At 59.5% G+C, this 17,007-nt stretch carries 17 protein-coding genes; 15 read left to right on the top strand and 2 right to left on the bottom strand.

Annotated elements, in window-relative coordinates:
- Positions 1-4 precede the first annotated feature (4 nt).
- The 6 genes from sbnB to LOY43_RS01535 are packed head-to-tail and all read left to right on the top strand — an operon-like array spanning position 5 to position 6,747.
- Positions 5-1,036 carry a 2,3-diaminopropionate biosynthesis protein SbnB gene (gene sbnB, locus LOY43_RS28700; RefSeq protein WP_309475308.1) on the top strand — a complete coding sequence of 344 codons (1,032 nt, stop codon included), beginning with the start codon at positions 5-7 and terminating at the stop codon, positions 1,034-1,036.
- Positions 1,030-2,811 (top strand): FAD/NAD(P)-binding protein, encoded by a 1,782-nt coding sequence (locus tag LOY43_RS01555; protein WP_095125297.1) that lies wholly within the window; start codon positions 1,030-1,032, stop codon positions 2,809-2,811. The genes sbnB and LOY43_RS01555 overlap by 7 nt, the downstream gene beginning before the upstream one ends.
- Positions 2,808-3,422: a glutathione S-transferase family protein gene (locus tag LOY43_RS01550; RefSeq protein WP_034153023.1), complete on the top strand. Its 615-nt coding sequence runs from the start codon at positions 2,808-2,810 to the stop codon at positions 3,420-3,422. Before LOY43_RS01555 ends, LOY43_RS01550 begins: the two co-directional genes overlap by 4 nt.
- A gap of 17 nt (positions 3,423-3,439) precedes the next feature.
- A complete protein-coding gene (locus tag LOY43_RS01545; RefSeq protein WP_258709104.1) occupies positions 3,440-4,864 on the top strand; it encodes an L-lactate permease in 1,425 nt (474 codons plus the stop codon).
- A gap of 27 nt (positions 4,865-4,891) precedes the next feature.
- The gene (locus LOY43_RS01540) at positions 4,892-6,370 is read left to right on the top strand and encodes a PLP-dependent aminotransferase family protein (RefSeq protein WP_258709103.1); all 1,479 of its coding nucleotides are present in this window, start codon (positions 4,892-4,894) and stop codon (positions 6,368-6,370) included.
- A gap of 29 nt (positions 6,371-6,399) precedes the next feature.
- On the top strand, positions 6,400-6,747 hold the full coding sequence (locus tag LOY43_RS01535; RefSeq protein ID WP_095047154.1) for a hypothetical protein: 348 nt from the start codon (positions 6,400-6,402) through the stop codon (positions 6,745-6,747).
- A 14-nt stretch (positions 6,748-6,761) separates the two neighbouring features.
- On the opposite strand, the gene LOY43_RS01530 is transcribed toward LOY43_RS01535, so the two are convergent.
- Complete coding sequence (locus LOY43_RS01530; protein WP_176471275.1) at positions 6,762-7,052, bottom strand: YceK/YidQ family lipoprotein; 291 nt, start codon at positions 7,050-7,052, stop codon at positions 6,762-6,764.
- 255 nt (positions 7,053-7,307) lie between these two features.
- On the opposite strand from LOY43_RS01530, the gene LOY43_RS01525 reads away from it, so the two are divergent.
- The 4 genes from LOY43_RS01525 (at position 7,308) to LOY43_RS01510 (ending at position 10,310) form a co-directional block, all read left to right on the top strand.
- Positions 7,308-8,366 carry a YhcG family protein gene (locus tag LOY43_RS01525; RefSeq protein ID WP_258709102.1) on the top strand — a complete coding sequence of 353 codons (1,059 nt, stop codon included), beginning with the start codon at positions 7,308-7,310 and terminating at the stop codon, positions 8,364-8,366.
- Between the two features lie 67 nt (positions 8,367-8,433).
- A complete protein-coding gene (locus LOY43_RS01520; protein ID WP_220557343.1) occupies positions 8,434-9,408 on the top strand; it encodes an alpha/beta fold hydrolase in 975 nt (324 codons plus the stop codon).
- Positions 9,409-9,437: 29 nt separating this feature from the next.
- Positions 9,438-9,851: a hypothetical protein gene (locus LOY43_RS01515; protein WP_016986326.1), complete on the top strand. Its 414-nt coding sequence runs from the start codon at positions 9,438-9,440 to the stop codon at positions 9,849-9,851.
- Positions 9,852-9,857: 6 nt separating this feature from the next.
- On the top strand, positions 9,858-10,310 hold the full coding sequence (locus LOY43_RS01510) for a hypothetical protein (RefSeq protein ID WP_095125292.1): 453 nt from the start codon (positions 9,858-9,860) through the stop codon (positions 10,308-10,310).
- A 312-nt stretch (positions 10,311-10,622) separates the two neighbouring features.
- Here LOY43_RS01510 and gabP read toward each other — a convergent pair whose 3' ends face one another.
- Positions 10,623-12,014, bottom strand: a complete 1,392-nt coding sequence (gene gabP, locus LOY43_RS01505; RefSeq protein ID WP_160054943.1) for a GABA permease — start codon at positions 12,012-12,014, stop codon at positions 10,623-10,625.
- 554 nt (positions 12,015-12,568) lie between these two features.
- On the opposite strand from gabP, the gene LOY43_RS01500 reads away from it, so the two are divergent.
- The 5 genes from LOY43_RS01500 to LOY43_RS01480 all read left to right on the top strand — a co-directional run bounded on the left by LOY43_RS01500 (position 12,569) and on the right by LOY43_RS01480 (position 16,805).
- Entirely contained in the window at positions 12,569-13,342 is a 774-nt protein-coding gene (locus LOY43_RS01500; RefSeq protein ID WP_007909167.1) for an ABC transporter ATP-binding protein, read from the top strand.
- 13 nt (positions 13,343-13,355) lie between these two features.
- Complete coding sequence (locus LOY43_RS01495; RefSeq protein ID WP_095047150.1) at positions 13,356-14,108, top strand: ABC transporter substrate-binding protein; 753 nt, start codon at positions 13,356-13,358, stop codon at positions 14,106-14,108.
- 78 nt (positions 14,109-14,186) lie between these two features.
- Positions 14,187-14,879 (top strand): ABC transporter permease, encoded by a 693-nt coding sequence (locus LOY43_RS01490; protein ID WP_095047149.1) that lies wholly within the window; start codon positions 14,187-14,189, stop codon positions 14,877-14,879.
- Positions 14,879-15,568: an ABC transporter permease gene (locus LOY43_RS01485; RefSeq protein WP_095047148.1), complete on the top strand. Its 690-nt coding sequence runs from the start codon at positions 14,879-14,881 to the stop codon at positions 15,566-15,568. Before LOY43_RS01490 ends, LOY43_RS01485 begins: the two co-directional genes overlap by 1 nt.
- Complete coding sequence (locus LOY43_RS01480) at positions 15,549-16,805, top strand: SAM-dependent methyltransferase (protein ID WP_258709101.1); 1,257 nt, start codon at positions 15,549-15,551, stop codon at positions 16,803-16,805. The genes LOY43_RS01485 and LOY43_RS01480 overlap by 20 nt, the downstream gene beginning before the upstream one ends.
- Positions 16,806-17,007 lie beyond the last annotated feature (202 nt).

Here is a 17,007-nt window from a genome sequence, read left to right as displayed (position 1 = left end):
CCCCATGACCACACAGAACCCGATTCAACCGTTCCATGTCATCCCAGGCGCCGTCGTCAAGGACATCCTCAACGGGCTGCGTCACGCAACCATCGACATGGTCGCCCAGACCTACCTGACCCACGAGCGCGGCGAAACCGTTAACCCGGATAGCTACTTCCTGCGTTTTCCGGCGCAACCGGCGAACCGGATCATTGCCTTGCCGGCGGCGATCGTCGACAGCGAGGGCGATCAGTCCGTCTCCGGGATCAAGTGGATTGCCAGCTATCCAGACAACATCAAGTCGGGCATCCCGCGTGCTTCGGCGGTGCTGATCCTCAACGATCCTGACACCGGCTATCCCTATGCGCTGCTTGAAGGCGCGCTGATCAGTGCCGTGCGCACCGCAGCGTCGGCGGTGCTCGGTGCCTGGTGGCTGAATGGCCAGAGCAAGAGCGCACAGAAACTCTCGATCATTGGCGGCGGGGTGATTTCGCGGAACATCCTTGAGACGTTCATCGCCGATGACTGGTCGTTCGACAGCGTGGGCATTCACGACCTCAACGCAGAGTCAGCGCAAGCGCTGTCGTCCTTCGGCAAACAGCTCGGGGTGCCGGATGTACAGCTGTTGTCGCTGGACGAGGCACTGAGCGCCGACATCGTGGTGTTCGCCACCAGTGCCGGCGAACCCTACGTCAACGGCAGCGGCACTTTCCGCCCGGGGCAGATCGTGCTGAACATCTCGCTACGGGATATCGGCGCAGAGATCATCGAAGAAAGTTACAACTACTTCGACGACGTGACCCATTGCTTGAAAGCCAATACCTCACCTCATCTGGCCGAGCAAAAGTACGGTCATCGTGATTTCGTTACCGGCACCGTCGGGCAATTGATTCGCGGTGACCTGCAGGTTGCCACGGACAAGCCGCTGATTTATTCGCCGTTCGGCATGGGCATCCTCGATCTGGCAATTGGCCGGATGATCCACGACATCGCGGTCAAGGACGGTTCGGCGGTCGCCATCCCCTCCTTCTTCGGGGAGGAGCGCAGATGGTGAAGGCGCCTCTGCACATCGGCCTGGTGGGCTGCGGCTCACGCGGGCTGTCGATTTTCGAACGCCTGCTGAGCCTTGCTGAAACGCGCCCAGAGCAGCCAGTCGTCATCGATATTTTCGATCCGAATGTGCTCGGAAGCGGCGCGCATTGGCCGGATCAACCGGACTATCTGCTGCTCAACACCGTTGCCGGTCAACTCGGGGTTTTCCCCGACGCAGCGGCATTCGGAAACCTGGCGGATGCGCGGGAACGGCCGGGCGCAGATTTCCTGACGTGGTGCCACGAGCAGCGCATCAAGGTCGACGCGGACAGCGGATTGCTTGCCGCCGACGGCCGTGACGTTGAGCCGCAGGACTTTCTGCCGCGCCATTTGCTCGGCGCCTATCTGGCGGACGCCTTCGCGCAAATCCTCGCGACGGCACCGCACTGGGTGAGCGTGAACCTGCATCAGCAGGCCGTCACCGCGGTCGAGCGCAACGCGGGTCAGCAATACCTGCTGCAGACCGCTTCGGGGGCTGCGGTCACCGTGGATCGGCTGATTCTGACGGTCGGCCATACCGGTCGCCTGCGCTCGGCGGATCGCAACCGCGTTGATGATGTCTATCCGCTGCCCGGCAGCCTCGCCACCATCGAGCCCGGCGAAACCGTGCTGGTCGAAGGGCTTGGGCTAGGTGCGATGGACACCCTGGCGGCGCTGACCTCCGGCAGGGGCGGTCGCTACAAGCGCATGGCCGACGGCAGTCACGCCTATCAGCCTTCGGGCCAGGAACCGGTGATCTTTATCCAGTCGCGGGACGGGTTGCCGTTTCGCACCCGACCTAACGGCCTGATTGAATGCCCGCGCCATCGCGCCGTACTGCTGACGAGTGCGCGCATCGAATCCCTGCGGGCAAGCAGCAATAACCGACAGTTGGACTTCGAACAGGACATCCTGCCGCTGATGCTGCTGGAGATGCGTGCGGCGGCCGTCGCCGTCGTGCACAGCCCATCAGCGCCAGAGCAGGTGCTGGAGCGACTCAGGGCCGTTAGCGTTGCTGGCGAACCCGGTGTTGTCGCCTGTGAAGCGTTACTACGCGATTACGAGGCGACTGGTGGTGCGATCGATCCGCAGGCGCTGATCTGGCATGCACTGCCCGACGACGTGCAGCCCTACAACTATCACGCCTGGATCTACGACACCCTCGAAGCCGATTTGCACGAGTCGCGCCTGGGGCGCGGAGGATCGGCGATCAAAGCCGCCATCGAAGTCTGGCGCGATCTGCGTGACCGCCTGCGTGAGGCCGTCGATTTCGACGGGCTGACCGACGCGTCGCATCGGCAGTTCTATGGCCGTTGGCACAAGGCAATCAACCGCCTCGTTGCGGGCCCGCAAAAAGAGCGCCACGCCGACCTGCTCGCCCTGTGTGACGCCGGCCTGCTGACATTCCTCAAGCCCGGCTCACGTCCTGCGATCAACGACTTCAAACGCGTCGCCGGTTATGTCCAGAGTAGCGGCGTGAGCAACAGCGACTGCGCGCCGGTGCGTGATCTGGCGCGACTGGGCCTGATCCGCCCGAGAACCGACGAACCGGGCATCGACGGCATCGATGTCGACGCCGCGTGCCACCCGAAATCGAGCGCTGGCGAACCGGTGCGCAACATTTGGGTACTCGGCCCGCTCGCCGAAGGTTCTTGCTACTACAACCACTACGTCACCTCGGCGGGCGCGCCTTCGCGTCTGTTCATGGACGCCCATCGAGCAGCCACAGCCATCCTTGAGACAGGGACTTCAGCATGAAGCTTTTCTACCAGACGCATTCACCCTACGCCCGCAAGGTGCTGGTGCTGGCTCACGAACTCGGCATCGCGTCGAGCCTGGAAGTGATCCACCACGAGACCAGCCCGACGTCGCCAAACGAGACCATCTACAAGGCCAATCCGTTGGGCAAAGTGCCGGTGCTGATCCTGCCTGACGACACGGCGCTGTTCGATTCCATCGTGATCTGTGAATACCTCGACGACCTGAGTGACGGGCCAAAACTCATCCCGGCAAACGGCCCTGAGCGCTACAAGGCGCTGCGCCTGCAAGCATTGGCGCAGGGCATGTGCGATGTCGGCATCAAGCTGCGCTGGGAAGTCGAGCGCCGCCCCGAAGCCTTGCGCTATCCGGCCTACGCCGACGGCCAGGCGTTCAAACTCAAGGAGGCTTACCGCTTCATCGAGGAACACGTCGACCTCAATGGCCCGATCACCCTCGGCCACATTGCCTTGGCGACCGCGCTCGACTGGATCGCCTTTCGCCAACTCTCGGACTTTTCCGCTCAAGCACGCCTGACCGAGTGGTATCAGACTTTTTGTGAGCGGGCGTCCATGCGGGCGACCGAGTACAGCGGGCAGACTCACGATTAAGTTAAGGAAAACCGGGTATGAGTTCTCTCTTGTTGCAAATGTCACCGATCGCGCTGGTGATCGCGTTGATCCTTATCGTCCGCCGACCGCCAGTGCAAGCGGCACTGGCCGGCGTAGTGCTGGTGCTCGTGCTGTGGGCCTTGGGCGCAGCCGGGCCTGTGTCGGCGGCAATCAGCACGGCCATCTTTCAGGACACCACCATCCTGTTTCTCAGCACGGCGTGCGTGATCATCCCGGGGCTGGCCTTCGTCATCCTGGTCGAGCGCGGTGGTGCGCCGCAGGCCATCGGCGCCTGGGTCAAGGAACTCGGCTGGACGCCGCCGGCGCAAGTCATCTTCATCGTGCTGGGCCTCGCACCGCTGCTTGAAGCGATGACCGGTTTCGGCGTTTCGCTGATCGCAACCGTGCCATTGCTGATGGGGCTGTTCGCCCGCCAGTCGGGGATGAAAATCGCCCTCGCCGGGATGGTCATCATGCCGTGGGGCACACTGGGTCTGGCCACCGTGATCGGCGCGCTATTGGCGCACTTGCCGGCGCAAACCCTTGGTAGTCATTCGGCGCTGATCAGTGCGCCAGTGTTCCTCTGCCTGGCGGCGATTGCTCTGTGGCAGGGTGGCATCCGTAAGGTTTCGCCGTGGCTTGGACTGATCGTGGTGACGGCGCTGTTCGTCGCGGTGCTGTTTTCCATCAACCTGTGGATCGGCCCGGAAGTCTCCGGTGTGCTGGCCGGTCTGGCAGTGGCTTGCGTCGGCCTGGGGATCTCTTATGCACAACGGAAGAAACTGGTGCGCTGGCCGAACGCAGCCTGGCCCTATCTGGCCTTGCTGGGGGTAATCGTTGCGTCGCGCGGGTTGTTCGTCCTGTCGGGCTGGGATGCGCTGTGGATCATCAAAGGCGAGCATGTTTCGTGGAAGCCATTGGCCTCCCCGGGGCTGGCGTTGCTGATCGTCACGCTGTTGATGGCAATCAAGCAAAGCGCCGCCGCAGGCTTCCCGTGGCGAGCGCTGTTCAACCGGGCGAAGTTTCCGGTCACGACAATTTTCCTGTTCCTGCTGCTTTCGCAGGTGATGGTCAACGCCGGTTTCCTGGTCGAAGCACAGCGCACACTGCAATCGTTGTCCGGGATTTCCCTGGCCCCGACCATCGCGTTGCTGGCTGGGATTGCCGGTTATGTCACCGGTTCCAACGTCGGCGGCAACACCCTCGTCATGCCGTCCATTGCTGCGCTGAGCAGCGAACACGGTGCATGGCTGGCCGCGATGGTCAACAGTGCCGCCGGGCATGGTGCACTGGGGTCGCTGTCGATCCTGTCGCTGATCACCGGGCTGGCGGGCGCCAATCGGCATGAAGAAAACAACCTGATCCGATTCGCCTTCGGCCTGGTTGCGCTCAACATCGTCATAGTTGCTGCAACGGGGATCGTTTTGCTCTACTTTCTCTGAATTGTTTCGAAACATCACAGAGAACTTATGGACAGGTTTGATCTACCGGACAAACGCTGGCGGATAGTCAAGGACTGGATTATTCGTCAGATCGACAGCGGTGAGTGGGCAGCCGAAGCGAAACTGCCCTCAATCCGTACGCTGGCGCGAATGTTTGAAACCAGCATCACCACCGTTCAGCGCGCGTTGGCGGATCTGGAAGCCGATGCTTACGTTTCGACCAAACCGCGCATCGGCTACTTCGTCTCAGCCTCCGGACAAGCAAAACCCACCAGGAGTTTTGACTTCTCCAGTGTCACCGTCAACGTCAATCATGCGGTGGTCGCGATGCTCTCCCAAGCGGCCTCGCGCACCACCGCGTCGTTGAATTCAGCGGTGTTGCACAGCGACCTCACACCCAACGTGCTGCTCAACAAGTGCCTGTCGGTATTGGCTGGCAAAGCTGACAACTCGCTCACCGGACTGGTCGCACCGCCCGGTCTGCCGGCACTGCGACGACGCATCGCCGGGCTGATGCTGACCCGTGGCGTGGTCTGCGGGCCGGACGATATTCTGGTGACGTCGGGCGACACCATTGCCTTGGAACTGGCCCTCGAAGCCGTCGCCTCGAAAGGCGCTACGGTCGCTATCGAAACGCCGACTTATTACGGCATCCTGCAGACCATCGAACGCCTGGGCATGCGTGCCTTGCCCATCCGCACGCACGGTAAACTCGGTCTCGATGTCGATCACCTCGAAGAAGCGTTGAAGCTGAAAAAGGTCGCGGTGATCTTTCTCAACCCAACCCTGCAGAACCCGCGAGGTTTCATCATGCCCGACGAGACTCGCGCACGGCTGTCACAGATCGCACGCGAAGCGGACGTGCCGATTATCGAGGACGACATCTTCTTCGACCTGGTGCCGGAAGGCGATCGCCCCCGCGCCATCAAGAGCTACGACACCAGCGGGCAGACGATTTACTGCTCGTCGTTCTCCAAGACCATCGCGCCGGGTTATCGCGTCGGCTGGTGTCTGGCTGGGAAGTACCGCAATGCCATTCTGGCGCAGATGTTTTCGCGCAATCTGGCGGTTTCCAGCCTTGCGCAAAATGTCCTCAACGAATTTATCGGGCGCGGCTACATGGAAGAGCACTGCGCCAGACTCCGCTCGCAACTGTCGTCGCTGGCCAGTTTTGTCGAAGCGCTGGTGCGCACGGATTTCCCTGCGGGCACCGTGTACGTGCCGCCACGTGGAGGGTTCATCCATTGGATTGAACTGCCGCTACACACCGACATGTCGGCATTGCAGGATTTAGCCAGCGAACGCGGCTGCCACGTGGCCGGCAACGGCATCTTCTTCGCCGACGGGCATGCAACCACGGGTGTGCGCATCTGCCTTGGCACTGCGCTGACTCCGGGAGTGATCGAGATCCTCAAGGTGATTGCCGAAAGCGCACACCTCGCCGGGCGACCCTCTGACGGACGGCAAAACCTGACTGAGCAACATCAAGAACCAGCCGTTTCCTGAGCGCAAAAGGACGTTTGCAGTAACACTTCATGAATCAGAAAAGAACCCGCATTCCCCTGCCCCATCCGCCGCCGTATCGCCAGAGCCGGACAACCTTCTGGCTGACCGTGCTCGTCGGCGTACTGATTGCCTTCGCCCTGTGTGCATCGATCTACATACTGATCGACAGCTGGATCAGCGGCGCCATCACCACCACCAACCGTGGCCCCAAGCACACCTATTACCTAGCTGTGCAACCACGACGGTTCTGGATCGAGTTTGTCTCGCAAAGCCTAGGAACCGTGTTTCTGCTGGCTGCCGGGGTGTTCGGCCTATGGATTTATCGCAAAGTGCAGGAGCCGGCGGAGAAGCCCAAAGGCAAGCGCATACGACGATAATCAGGTCAGCGGTTTCAGAGCGTATTGACGTAGTCGATGGGCAACAGAACGGTATCCACGGCGGCATCTACCGGTAGCGATACGACAGTTATCAAAGGGCAAACGATCGTGACATAACAGATCACCGCTGTTGGCTTGCCGTCGTCATCCCTCACGCCGAGCAGGCGTAAATTGCCGTCGACACCCTTGTAGTAAGGCTCTGGCGAGGCGCCACTCAAGCGCCCCGTCATCGTTCCACAACCGGCCAACAGCGCAACAAGGCTCGCCACGGAGCCAAAACGCAAAATCCCTTTCAATTCCAACATCCTTCTGACCATAAAGCGTGAGGGCCGCGATTGTACGCACAATCAACCGCGACCTCCGCGCCTGGCACCCGTGATTAATCGCTCGGGGCCTGTGCGAAATGGACTACAGACCGAAACCACCAAAAGCGCTCTTCGCCAGCAACTTCCTGCAACACCCATCCCGTCTTCCTGCTGGCTTCGCAGGCTCGGCCGACATCCTTCGCAAGCGGTTCTCGGCATGCTGACGCTTCTGTTTTCAATGATGCGGAAAATTCGATGAGCCAGCTGAAACCTGCTGACCTGCAAGACCCGAAAATCGATTCATTGCTGGGCGATCTTGGTGAACTGATCCGTCAGGCACGGCAAAAAGTGCTGCGTGTGGTCGATACGATTCAGGTTCAGACCTGTTGGCAGATTGGCCGGCATATTGTTGAGCTTGAACAGGACGGCGCCCGGCGAGCGGGGTATGGCAAGCAGTTGCTGGCCATACTGGCGAAGGATCTGACGGTTCAATTCGGGAAGGGATTTGATGAGACCAACCTGCGCAAGATGCGCCTTTTCTATCAGACCTTCCCAATTCGAGACGCACTGCGTCCCGAATTGAGCTGGACGCACTATCGCAGGCTCCTGCGGGTTGAAAGTGACAAGGCTCGCCAGTGGTACATGGATGAGTGCGCCACCCTCAACTGGTCCAGCCGCGCTCTGGATCGCCAGATCAATACGCTCTACTACGAACGCCTGCTGATGAGCCGGGACAAGGCCGGTGTGATCGACGAAGCCACAACCAACATTGCCGCCCTGAACTGCCATCCACGCGAGTTCATTCGCGACCCCGTCATTCTCGAGTTTCTCGGCCTGCCATCGCCGGGCAAGGTCAACGAAACCGGACTTGAGCAAGCGCTCATCGATCACCTGCAGAGCTTCCTGCTTGAACTGGGCAAAGGGTTTTCCTTTGTCGCTCGACAACAACGCATCAGCGCCGATGGCTCGGATCTGTACATCGATCTTGTGTTTTACAACTACTTGCTCAAATGCTTCGTGATCATTGATCTCAAACGCGGCCAGCTCAGTGCGCGTGATGTCGGACAGATGGACATGTACGTGCGCATGTACGACGAACTCAAGCGCAGTGAAGGCGACAAACCCACTGTCGGGATCATTCTGTGTTCACAGGACAACGAGGCCGTCGCGCGCTACTCAATACTCAAAGGCAGTGAGCAACTGTTTGCCAGCAGCTATAAAACGGTGCTGCCAAGTGTGGAAGAACTGCGAGCGGAGCTGCAAAGAGAGCAAGCATTGATCGAGGAACGCTTGCTCACCGAGTCCACTGAATAAGCGCTGCGGATTGTCCGCTGGATGCACTGAGACTATTGTTGCCAGCTACCCGCGAAGGTCAAGCGCCATGAGTTTTCAGGACACGCCTCCATTGCCAGCTCTGCAGCGCAAGCCGCTATTGGCCGCCGAGCTGCAAAATGAAGCCTTCAAGGAAACAGCCGCCGACGGTTTTGTCCTTGGCGGTTTCACCTGGCGTCATGCCCTGCCCGACCTTCAGCGCCCGGTGGTGATCATCAACGCCGCCACGTCAGTGCGCTGTCGCCATTACTCGCGTTTCGCGGCGTATCTGTTCGCCAATGGTTTCGACGTGATCATCTTCGACTACCGTGGAATCGGCGAATCTCGACCCGACTCAATGAAAGGTCTTGAGGCCTCGTGGACAGACTGGGGCGCGCTGGATTTCGAGGCGATGCTAAAACGCGCACAACGGCAATTTCCCGGCCAGCCGATCGATGTGGTCGGCCACAGTTTTGGTGGCTGCGCCGCTGGCCTCGGTGAGTCGGGAAAGTTTATCCGACGGCTGGTCACCGTCGGTGCGCAGTTCGCCTACTGGCGCGATTACGCCCCCGAACAGCGCTGGCGCATGTTCGGCAAATGGCATGTGTTGATGCCACTGCTGACGCTGGTCTGCGGTTACTTCCCGGGCAAACGTCTTGGCTGGCTGGAGGATACGCCGGCCGGTGTAGTGCGCGACTGGAGCACGCCTGCAGCGCGTTACGAACAGCGCCCCAGTGGTCGCGCGTTGATGAAAAAGAGCGGCGCCCTGCCCTTCGCCAACGTCCGCGCACAGACACTGGCGATCAGCATCAGCGACGATCCCTACGGCACCCTTCCCGCCATCGAACGCCTGCTCGACTACTTCAGTAACGCTGCAAAAACCCACTTGCGCATCGAACCGCAGGACATCAACGAACAACAAGTCGGACATTTCGCCTTTTTTCGCAGCGCATACCAAGCCACACTATGGCCCATCGCTCTGACCTGGCTGCAAACCGGAGAACTGGCCCCCGATACTCCCGGGCGGCAAGTGCCGCGCAGCTGAGCCCCTCTCAACGCACGACGGAACACATCATGGCCTCCGCCAACAAGCAGCAAAAACGCGCCACCCGGGCCAAAGCCAAGGCCAAACAGAACCGCACCAAACGCGCCGAAGCGCCGGTCGAGCTGGACCCGAACGATGATCGTATCGACTTCGAATCGGTGGACCTGACCGAGCTGTTCAAGAAAATGATCGACGCCGAGAAGATCAGCCAGCAAGCGCTGTGCAGCGCGTTCCTCGAAGACCCGCTGCTGGAGCTGGTCTACGAACAGGAAGGCGAAGAAGGCGCGATGGATTTCATCCTCGCCGCACTGATCGAGTACCGCCAGTGGTCGCAGGAAACCGACGAGGCCGGCGCGCTGGCATGGATCGAATCCCCGGCCTTCCAGGCCGACTATGTGGCGGCGTCCGACGCGATCGCCGCGCAAACCCAACAGAAGAACTGAGTTCCCATGGCATCCCTGAACAAGCAACAGAAACGCGCCAAACGCGCCAAGGCCAAAGCCAAACAAATCCGTATGGTCGGCCGCAAGCCGCTGGACCAGGACGAAGACCTCGACCACCTCGCCGAACCGATCCCGGAATACACCCTGGCGATGTTCAGCAAAATGCGCGACGCCGAAGCCGTCAGCCGCAACGAGATGCTGCTGACCCTGCTGCGCGAACTGGCGTTCGTCATCGTTGACCATCCAGAGCTGCTGGACATGGAAAACGCCGACAACGAAGGCATGGCCGCCACCCACCTGGCCGCCGACATGCTGATCGACTACCGCATGTGGGCCGAAGGCGTAACGATCGAAGAGGCCCAGGCCTGGCTGAGCGAGCCACAGTTCATCACCGATTTCGGGGTTGCGCTGGATGCTTATGGCAAGTCGGTTGAAGACACCGAACCCAAGTCCGAGTAATTTTTTCCGCTTCACGTCCACGCACGATCAGGAAAAGGAAGTCAGATGAAGACAGCAGACTCACGCGAGGACGGGCAAATCCCGAAAGCAGAAGACTCAGCAGCGAACCTCGAGAGCGACCCTGTTAAATCTCTCAAACAACCAACTTGGGATGAATGGTTCGACGGAGAGAAATGCAGCTCAGACTTCATGCTCTCGCGAGAGCAAAGCTGATTCGGATCTGAAGCGCAGAATATTTCGAAACCGTTAGCAGAAACAAAAACGGCCGCTAGTCATCACTGACAGCGGCCGTTTTGCATTACGCGTAACGGATCAGTTCAACACCACCGCACCACGTTTTTCCAGCTTGCGACGGCGTGCCACCAACAGACCGGCAGCCACCACCATCAAACTCAGCAAACCAGTCGCGAGGATCTCCACGCGATGCGCTTCCTGGAACAACATGATGGTCAGAGCCGCGACGATGAAGATGATCACCGCGTAGGTCAGGCCCGGGAACAGCCACATGCTGAAGACGATTTTCTCGCCGCGCGCCATGCGTTGTTTACGCATACGCAGTTGCGAAAAGGCGATCACCAGGTACACCAGCAGTGCGATCGCGCCGGAGCTGGCCAGCAGGAATTCGAACACCGCCGCCGGGGCCACGTAGTTGGCGAAGGTGCACAGGAACGCTGCGCCGGTGGACAGCATCACCGCCCAGTAAGGCGTACCGCTTTTGTTGGTGCGAGTCGACATGGCCGGTGCATCGCCACGCTTGCCGAGGGAGAAGAGCATGCGCGACGAGGTGTACAGCGCCGAGTTCAGGCAGCTGGTCACAGCAACGAGTACCACGATGTCGACGATCATTTTCGCGTTCGGGATGCCCATGCGCTCAAGCACGGTCTGGTAGGAACCGAGGTTGGCCAGCGTAGGATCGTTCCAAGGCACCAAGGCCACAACGATGAAGATCGATACGAGGTAGAACAGGCCGATCCGCCAGATCACCGAATTGGTGGCCTTGGAGATCTGCTTGCCCGGATTCTTCGATTCCGCGGCCGCGATGGTCACGATCTCGGTCCCCATGAAGGAGAACATGGTGGTCAGGATCGCGCCCAATACCGCGCCCATGCCGTTAGGCAGGAAGCCGCCGCTGTCGAACAGGTGCGAAACGCCACTGACCTGGCTGTTCGGCAGGAAGCCGAAGATCGCCGCCAGACCGAGGATGATGAAGCCAATGATCGCCAGCACTTTGATCAGCGCGAACCAGAATTCGAACTCGCCGTAATTCTTTACGCTGAACAGGTTGGTGACGGTCAACAACAGGGTGATGACCAGTGCGAACGCCCAGATGCCGACATCAGGGAACCATGCATGGAGGATGGTGGCGGCGGCGTTGGCTTCCAGTGGAATCACCAAGACCCAGAACCACCAGTACAGCCAGCCGATGGTGAACCCGGCCCAGTGCCCGATGGCACGGTCGGCGTACGTCGAGAAGGAGCCAGTGTCCGGCGAGGCAACGGCCATTTCGCCGAGCATGCGCATCACTAAAACCACCAGGGTACCGGCGGCGGCGTAGGCCAGCAGCACGGCAGGGCCGGCGGCAGCGATGGCGTGGCCGGAGCCAACGAACAGACCGGCGCCGATTACACCGGCGATCGACAACATGGTCACATGACGCGGTTTGAGCCCCTGTTCGAGGCCATTGGAGCTTGGGGTACTGCTCATCGAAACTACCTTTGCAAGGAAAGCGATTGCGTCCGGCCCGTCTGGCATTTTCTTTCTCGTAAAAAGAAACCAACGGGGCGTTCCTTATTCTGCACGCAAGTTTTGCGCCAAAATGTTTCAAACTCTTCTGTGCCGCGGCTTTGCGCGCGACCGGACAGTCATCGCAAGTCCTTGGATTTAATGGCAATCCGCCAGAGCGTTACCCTGCGACTCACTTTTCAAACGAAACAGCGCACCAGAAACACACTGAAAAAGTGTGGGATGCACAATAAAAGGGCGATTCAGGAACGTTCGGCCGGATAGCGCTTCCAACACCCCGCCAAAGCTGGCAACATCGCGCCTTTTTTTACGCGACACCCACGGGTTTGCACGATCAAACACCCGTTCGGTTGTTGATGGGGCGACAGTCTGCTGTGCCGATGCGACAACCTGCCACATGCCACCCGTTAACCGCTCGTAGCGCTGTTGGCTGCCATTGAAACGCTATGCTAGCTTGGCCGCCTCGCCAGGAAGGCCATCCAACAGCAGGAGCGCAACATATATGAGGAACGCACATGGCTGAGGCCACGCCCGCGCTTGAAATCCGCAACTTGCATAAACGCTACGGACAGCTTGAGGTGCTCAAAGGTATCTCGCTGACCGCACGCGACGGCGATGTGATCTCGATCCTCGGTTCCTCCGGTTCCGGCAAGTCCACGTTCCTGCGCTGCATCAATCTTCTTGAAAACCCGCACCAGGGCCAGATTCTGGTGGCCGGTGAAGAACTCAAGCTCAAGGCCGCCAAAAATGGCGAACTGGTTGCCGCCGATGGCAAACAGATCAACCGCCTGCGCTCCGAGATTGGTTTTGTGTTTCAAAACTTTAATCTGTGGCCGCACATGAGCATCCTCGACAACATCATCGAGGCACCGCGGCGCGTGCTCGGCCAGAGCAAGGCCGAGGCGATCGAAGTCGCCGAAGCGCTGCTGGCCAAGGTCGGCATCGCCGACAAGCGCCACGCGTACCCGGCGCAATTGTCCGGTGGCCAGCAACAACGCGCAGCGATTGCCCGCACGCTGGCGATGCAACCGAAGGTGATCCTGTTCGACGAACCCACCTCGGCGCTTGACCCGGAAATGGTTCAGGAAGTACTTAGTGTCATCCGCGCATTGGCCGAAGAAGGCCGCACCATGCTGCTCGTGACCCACGAAATGGGTTTCGCCCGTCAGGTCTCCAGCGAAGTGGTGTTCCTTCATCAGGGCCTTATAGAAGAGCAAGGATCGCCTCAGCAGGTGTTCGAAAACCCGCTTTCGGCGCGCTGCAAACAATTCATGTCCAGCAACCGCTAACGGAGCAACATGCATGCAGAATTTTAAAAAGGTCTTCCTGGCCGCCGCCGTCACCTTGGCGTTCAGCGCCGGTGCCATGGCCGAAACACTGAAGATGGGCATCGAAGCGGCTTACCCGCCGTTCAACAACAAAGACGCCAGCGGCAACGTGGTCGGCTTCGACAAAGACATCGGCGACGCCCTGTGCGCGAAGATGAAAGTCGAGTGCACCGTGGTCACTTCCGACTGGGACGGCATCATCCCGGCCCTGAACGCGAATAAATTCGACTTCCTGATCTCCTCGCTGTCGATCACCGACGAGCGCAAGGGCGCGGTCGACTTCACCGACCCGTACTACTCGAACAAGCTGCAGTTCATCGCACCGAAAAACGTCGACTTCAAAACCGACAAGGACTCGCTGAAGGGCAAGTCCATCGGTACCCAGCGTGCCACGCTGGCCGGCACCTGGCTGGAAGACAACTACGGCAGCGATCTCAACGTCAAACTCTATGACACCCAGGAAAACGCCTACCTCGACCTGACGTCCGGTCGTGTCGACGCGATCCTCGCCGACAAGTACGCCAACTACGACTGGCTGAAAAGCGACGCGGGCAAGAACTACGAGTTCAAGGGCGACCCGGTTGTAGAAAGCGACAAGATCGGCATCGCTGTGCGCAAGGGTGACAACGAACTGCGCAACAAGCTGAACGCTGCCCTGAAGGAAATCGTCGCCGACGGTACCTACAAGAAGATCAACGACAAGTACTTCCCGTTCAGCATCTATTGATCCTGACCTGTGGGACTGGCGCCGTGATTGCACGGCGCCGGCTCCCGACTTTGCCTGCCGCAATTTGAACAGAAACCCATGATTATCGACCTCTACGGATTCGGCCCGGCCCTCGCTGCCGGCGCGCTGATGACCGTCCAACTGGCTCTCACCGCCCTATGCCTGGGACTGGTGCTCGGCCTGCTCGGCGCCTTGGCCAAGACTTCCCCGTACAAGCCGCTGCAATGGCTTGGCGAAACCTACTCGACCATCGTACGTGGTGTGCCGGAACTGCTTTGGGTTCTGCTGATCTACCTCGGCACCGTCAAGACGATGAATGCCATTGGCGAATACTTTGGCAATCCAGACCTGGCGCTAAGCCCCTTTGTGGCGGGCGTAACCGCACTCGGACTGTGCTTCGGCGCCTATGCCACGGAGGTATTTCGTGGCGCCATCCTGGCCATTCCGAAAGGACACCGTGAGGCCGGTCAGGCCCTGGGCCTGTCGAAATGGCGGATCTTCACCCGGTTGATCATGCCGCAGATGTGGCGCATCGCCCTGCCCGGCCTGGGCAATCTGTTCATGATCCTGATGAAAGACACCGCTCTGGTGTCGGTCATCGGCCTGGAAGAAATCATGCGCAATGCGCAGAACGCCGTGACCTTCGCCAAGCATCCATTCACCTTCTATCTGGTCGCAGCCGTCATGTATCTGGGCCTGACCATATTGGCGATGGCCACCATGCACTTCATGGAAAAACGCGCCGCCCGTGGCTTCGTGAGGACGACGTAATGGAATGGGAAGTCATCTATAAGTGGCTGCCGAAGTTCTTTCAGGGCGCCGTCCTGACACTCGAACTGGTGGGCATCGCCGTTATTCTCGGGTTGTTGCTGGCGATTCCTCTGGGCATCGCGCGCTCCTCCAAGCTCTGGTTTGTTCGCGCATTTCCTTACGCTTACATCTTTTTCTTTCGTGGCACTCCGTTGCTCGTACAACTGTTTCTGGTCTACTACGGCCTGGCTCAGTTCGACGCCGTACGCGACAGTTTCATGTGGCCGTATTTGCGAGAACCCTTCTGGTGCGCTGTCGCCACGATGACCCTGCATACTGCCGCCTATATCGCCGAAATCCTGCGTGGCGCCATTCAAGCGATCCCGCCGGGCGAGATCGAAGCCGCGCGTGCACTGGGCATGTCCAAGGCCAAGGCATTGTTCTATATCGTCCTGCCGCGCGCCGCGCGCATCGGCCTGCCGGCCTACAGCAACGAAGTCATCCTGATGTTGAAGGCCAGTTCTCTGGCGAGCACGGTGACCTTGCTCGAGCTCACCGGCATTACCCGCACGATCATTGCCCGCAACTACCTCCACGTGGATATGTTCTTCACCGCAGGCGTCATTTACCTGCTGATGTCGTTTGTTCTCGTTCAGGCATTCAAACAGCTGGAGCGATGGTTGCGCGTCGATGCCTGCCAAGGGCGTTGACTCCTCCTGCGTGCTGACGGGCGAGGAGTTACTCGCCCGCTTCACCGCGCTGGATGCATTTCTGACAACGCATCAGGCGCTGTGGAAACCTCGTCCGTTCACTCATCTTTCGCTTGCCTGGGAAGCGTCCTACCCGGAGCTGGCCTTGTGGCTACGCGGGCGCTCACTGGAAGACGCGGAAAGTGCTCACAACCAACCCGCTGATCTGGCCGATGCGCCGCAGCCGTTTGCTTCATTGGCGACGCTGTCGGCTGAGCTGAGCGCGGTCGGTGAGTTGCCGGGGCATGCGCTGGAAGCTGCGGTGCATCGCTTGAATGTCGATGTACCGGGGCGCAAGTGGCAGCAGATTGAAGCGTTTGCCAGTCGTTTGTCTTTTTCCTCGCAACCGACGCACTGGCTCGATTGGTGTTCCGGCAAGGGGCATTTGGGCCGGCGGTTGTTGAGTGATGGCCAACAGTTGACCTGCGTTGAATACGATCCGGCATTGGTCGCCAGCGGTCAGGCGTTGAGTCAGCGCCATCATTTACACGCGCTGCATGTCGAGCAGGATGTGTTGGCAGCGAATGCTTCAGGTGTATTGAGCGCCGCCCACACACCCGTCGCCCTCCACGCCTGCGGCGATCTGCATGTGCGCTTGATGCAACTGGCCAGCGCTGCCGACTGCCAGCAAATGGCGATCGCGCCTTGCTGTTACAACCGCATCAGTCGCAACGAGTACCAGGCGTTGTCCTCTGTCGGTTTGCGATCCGTCCTACAGCTCTCGCTCGAAGATCTGGCTCTACCCATGAGCGAAACTGTCACCGCCGGTGCACGGGTCCGACGTCAGCGTGACACCTCCATGGCCCGGCGCTTGGCTTTCGATTTGCTGCAACGGCAAGTACGTGGAATTGACGAATACCTGCCCACCCCGTCCCTGCCCAGCGCTTGGTTGGACAAAACCTTCGCCGATTACTGCCGCGATCTGGCAGCGCTGAAAGAGTTATCCACAATCGGCTCGCCAGATTGGTCGACACTGGAAGCCGCCGGTTGGCAGAGGTTGGCCGAAGTTCGCAACCTCGAATTGCTTCGCGGATTGTTCCGACGACCGCTGGAGCTTTGGCTGAATCTGGATCGGGCGCTTTTCCTCGAAGAACAGGGATACGTCGTACGCCTCGGCACCTTTTGCGACACCTCACTCACACCGCGTAACTTACTGCTGCTCGCCGAACGCGCTCAAAACGTTACAGCCTGTGGATAACTCTGTTGATGGATTTGCCGTGGATCCAATATCTGCGCCTGTTTCGTCGCCTTAACAACACTGGTCATTTTTTGTTCACATAAATAAAAAACCTGTAAAACAGGGATTTGCGAACAAAATGAGAATGGGTTCACAAAACCTCGCCTGAGTATGACTTCGTGCCTCTCAGTTGTGCATAAGCTGCCAATCAAAACGACATAAC

This window comes from Pseudomonas sp. B21-041, from assembly GCF_024748675.1.
Lineage (GTDB): Bacteria > Pseudomonadota > Gammaproteobacteria > Pseudomonadales > Pseudomonadaceae > Aquipseudomonas > Aquipseudomonas neuropathica.
The sequence above is the reverse complement of the archived record's forward strand: the minus strand, read 5'-3'. Positions and strand labels throughout refer to the sequence as shown.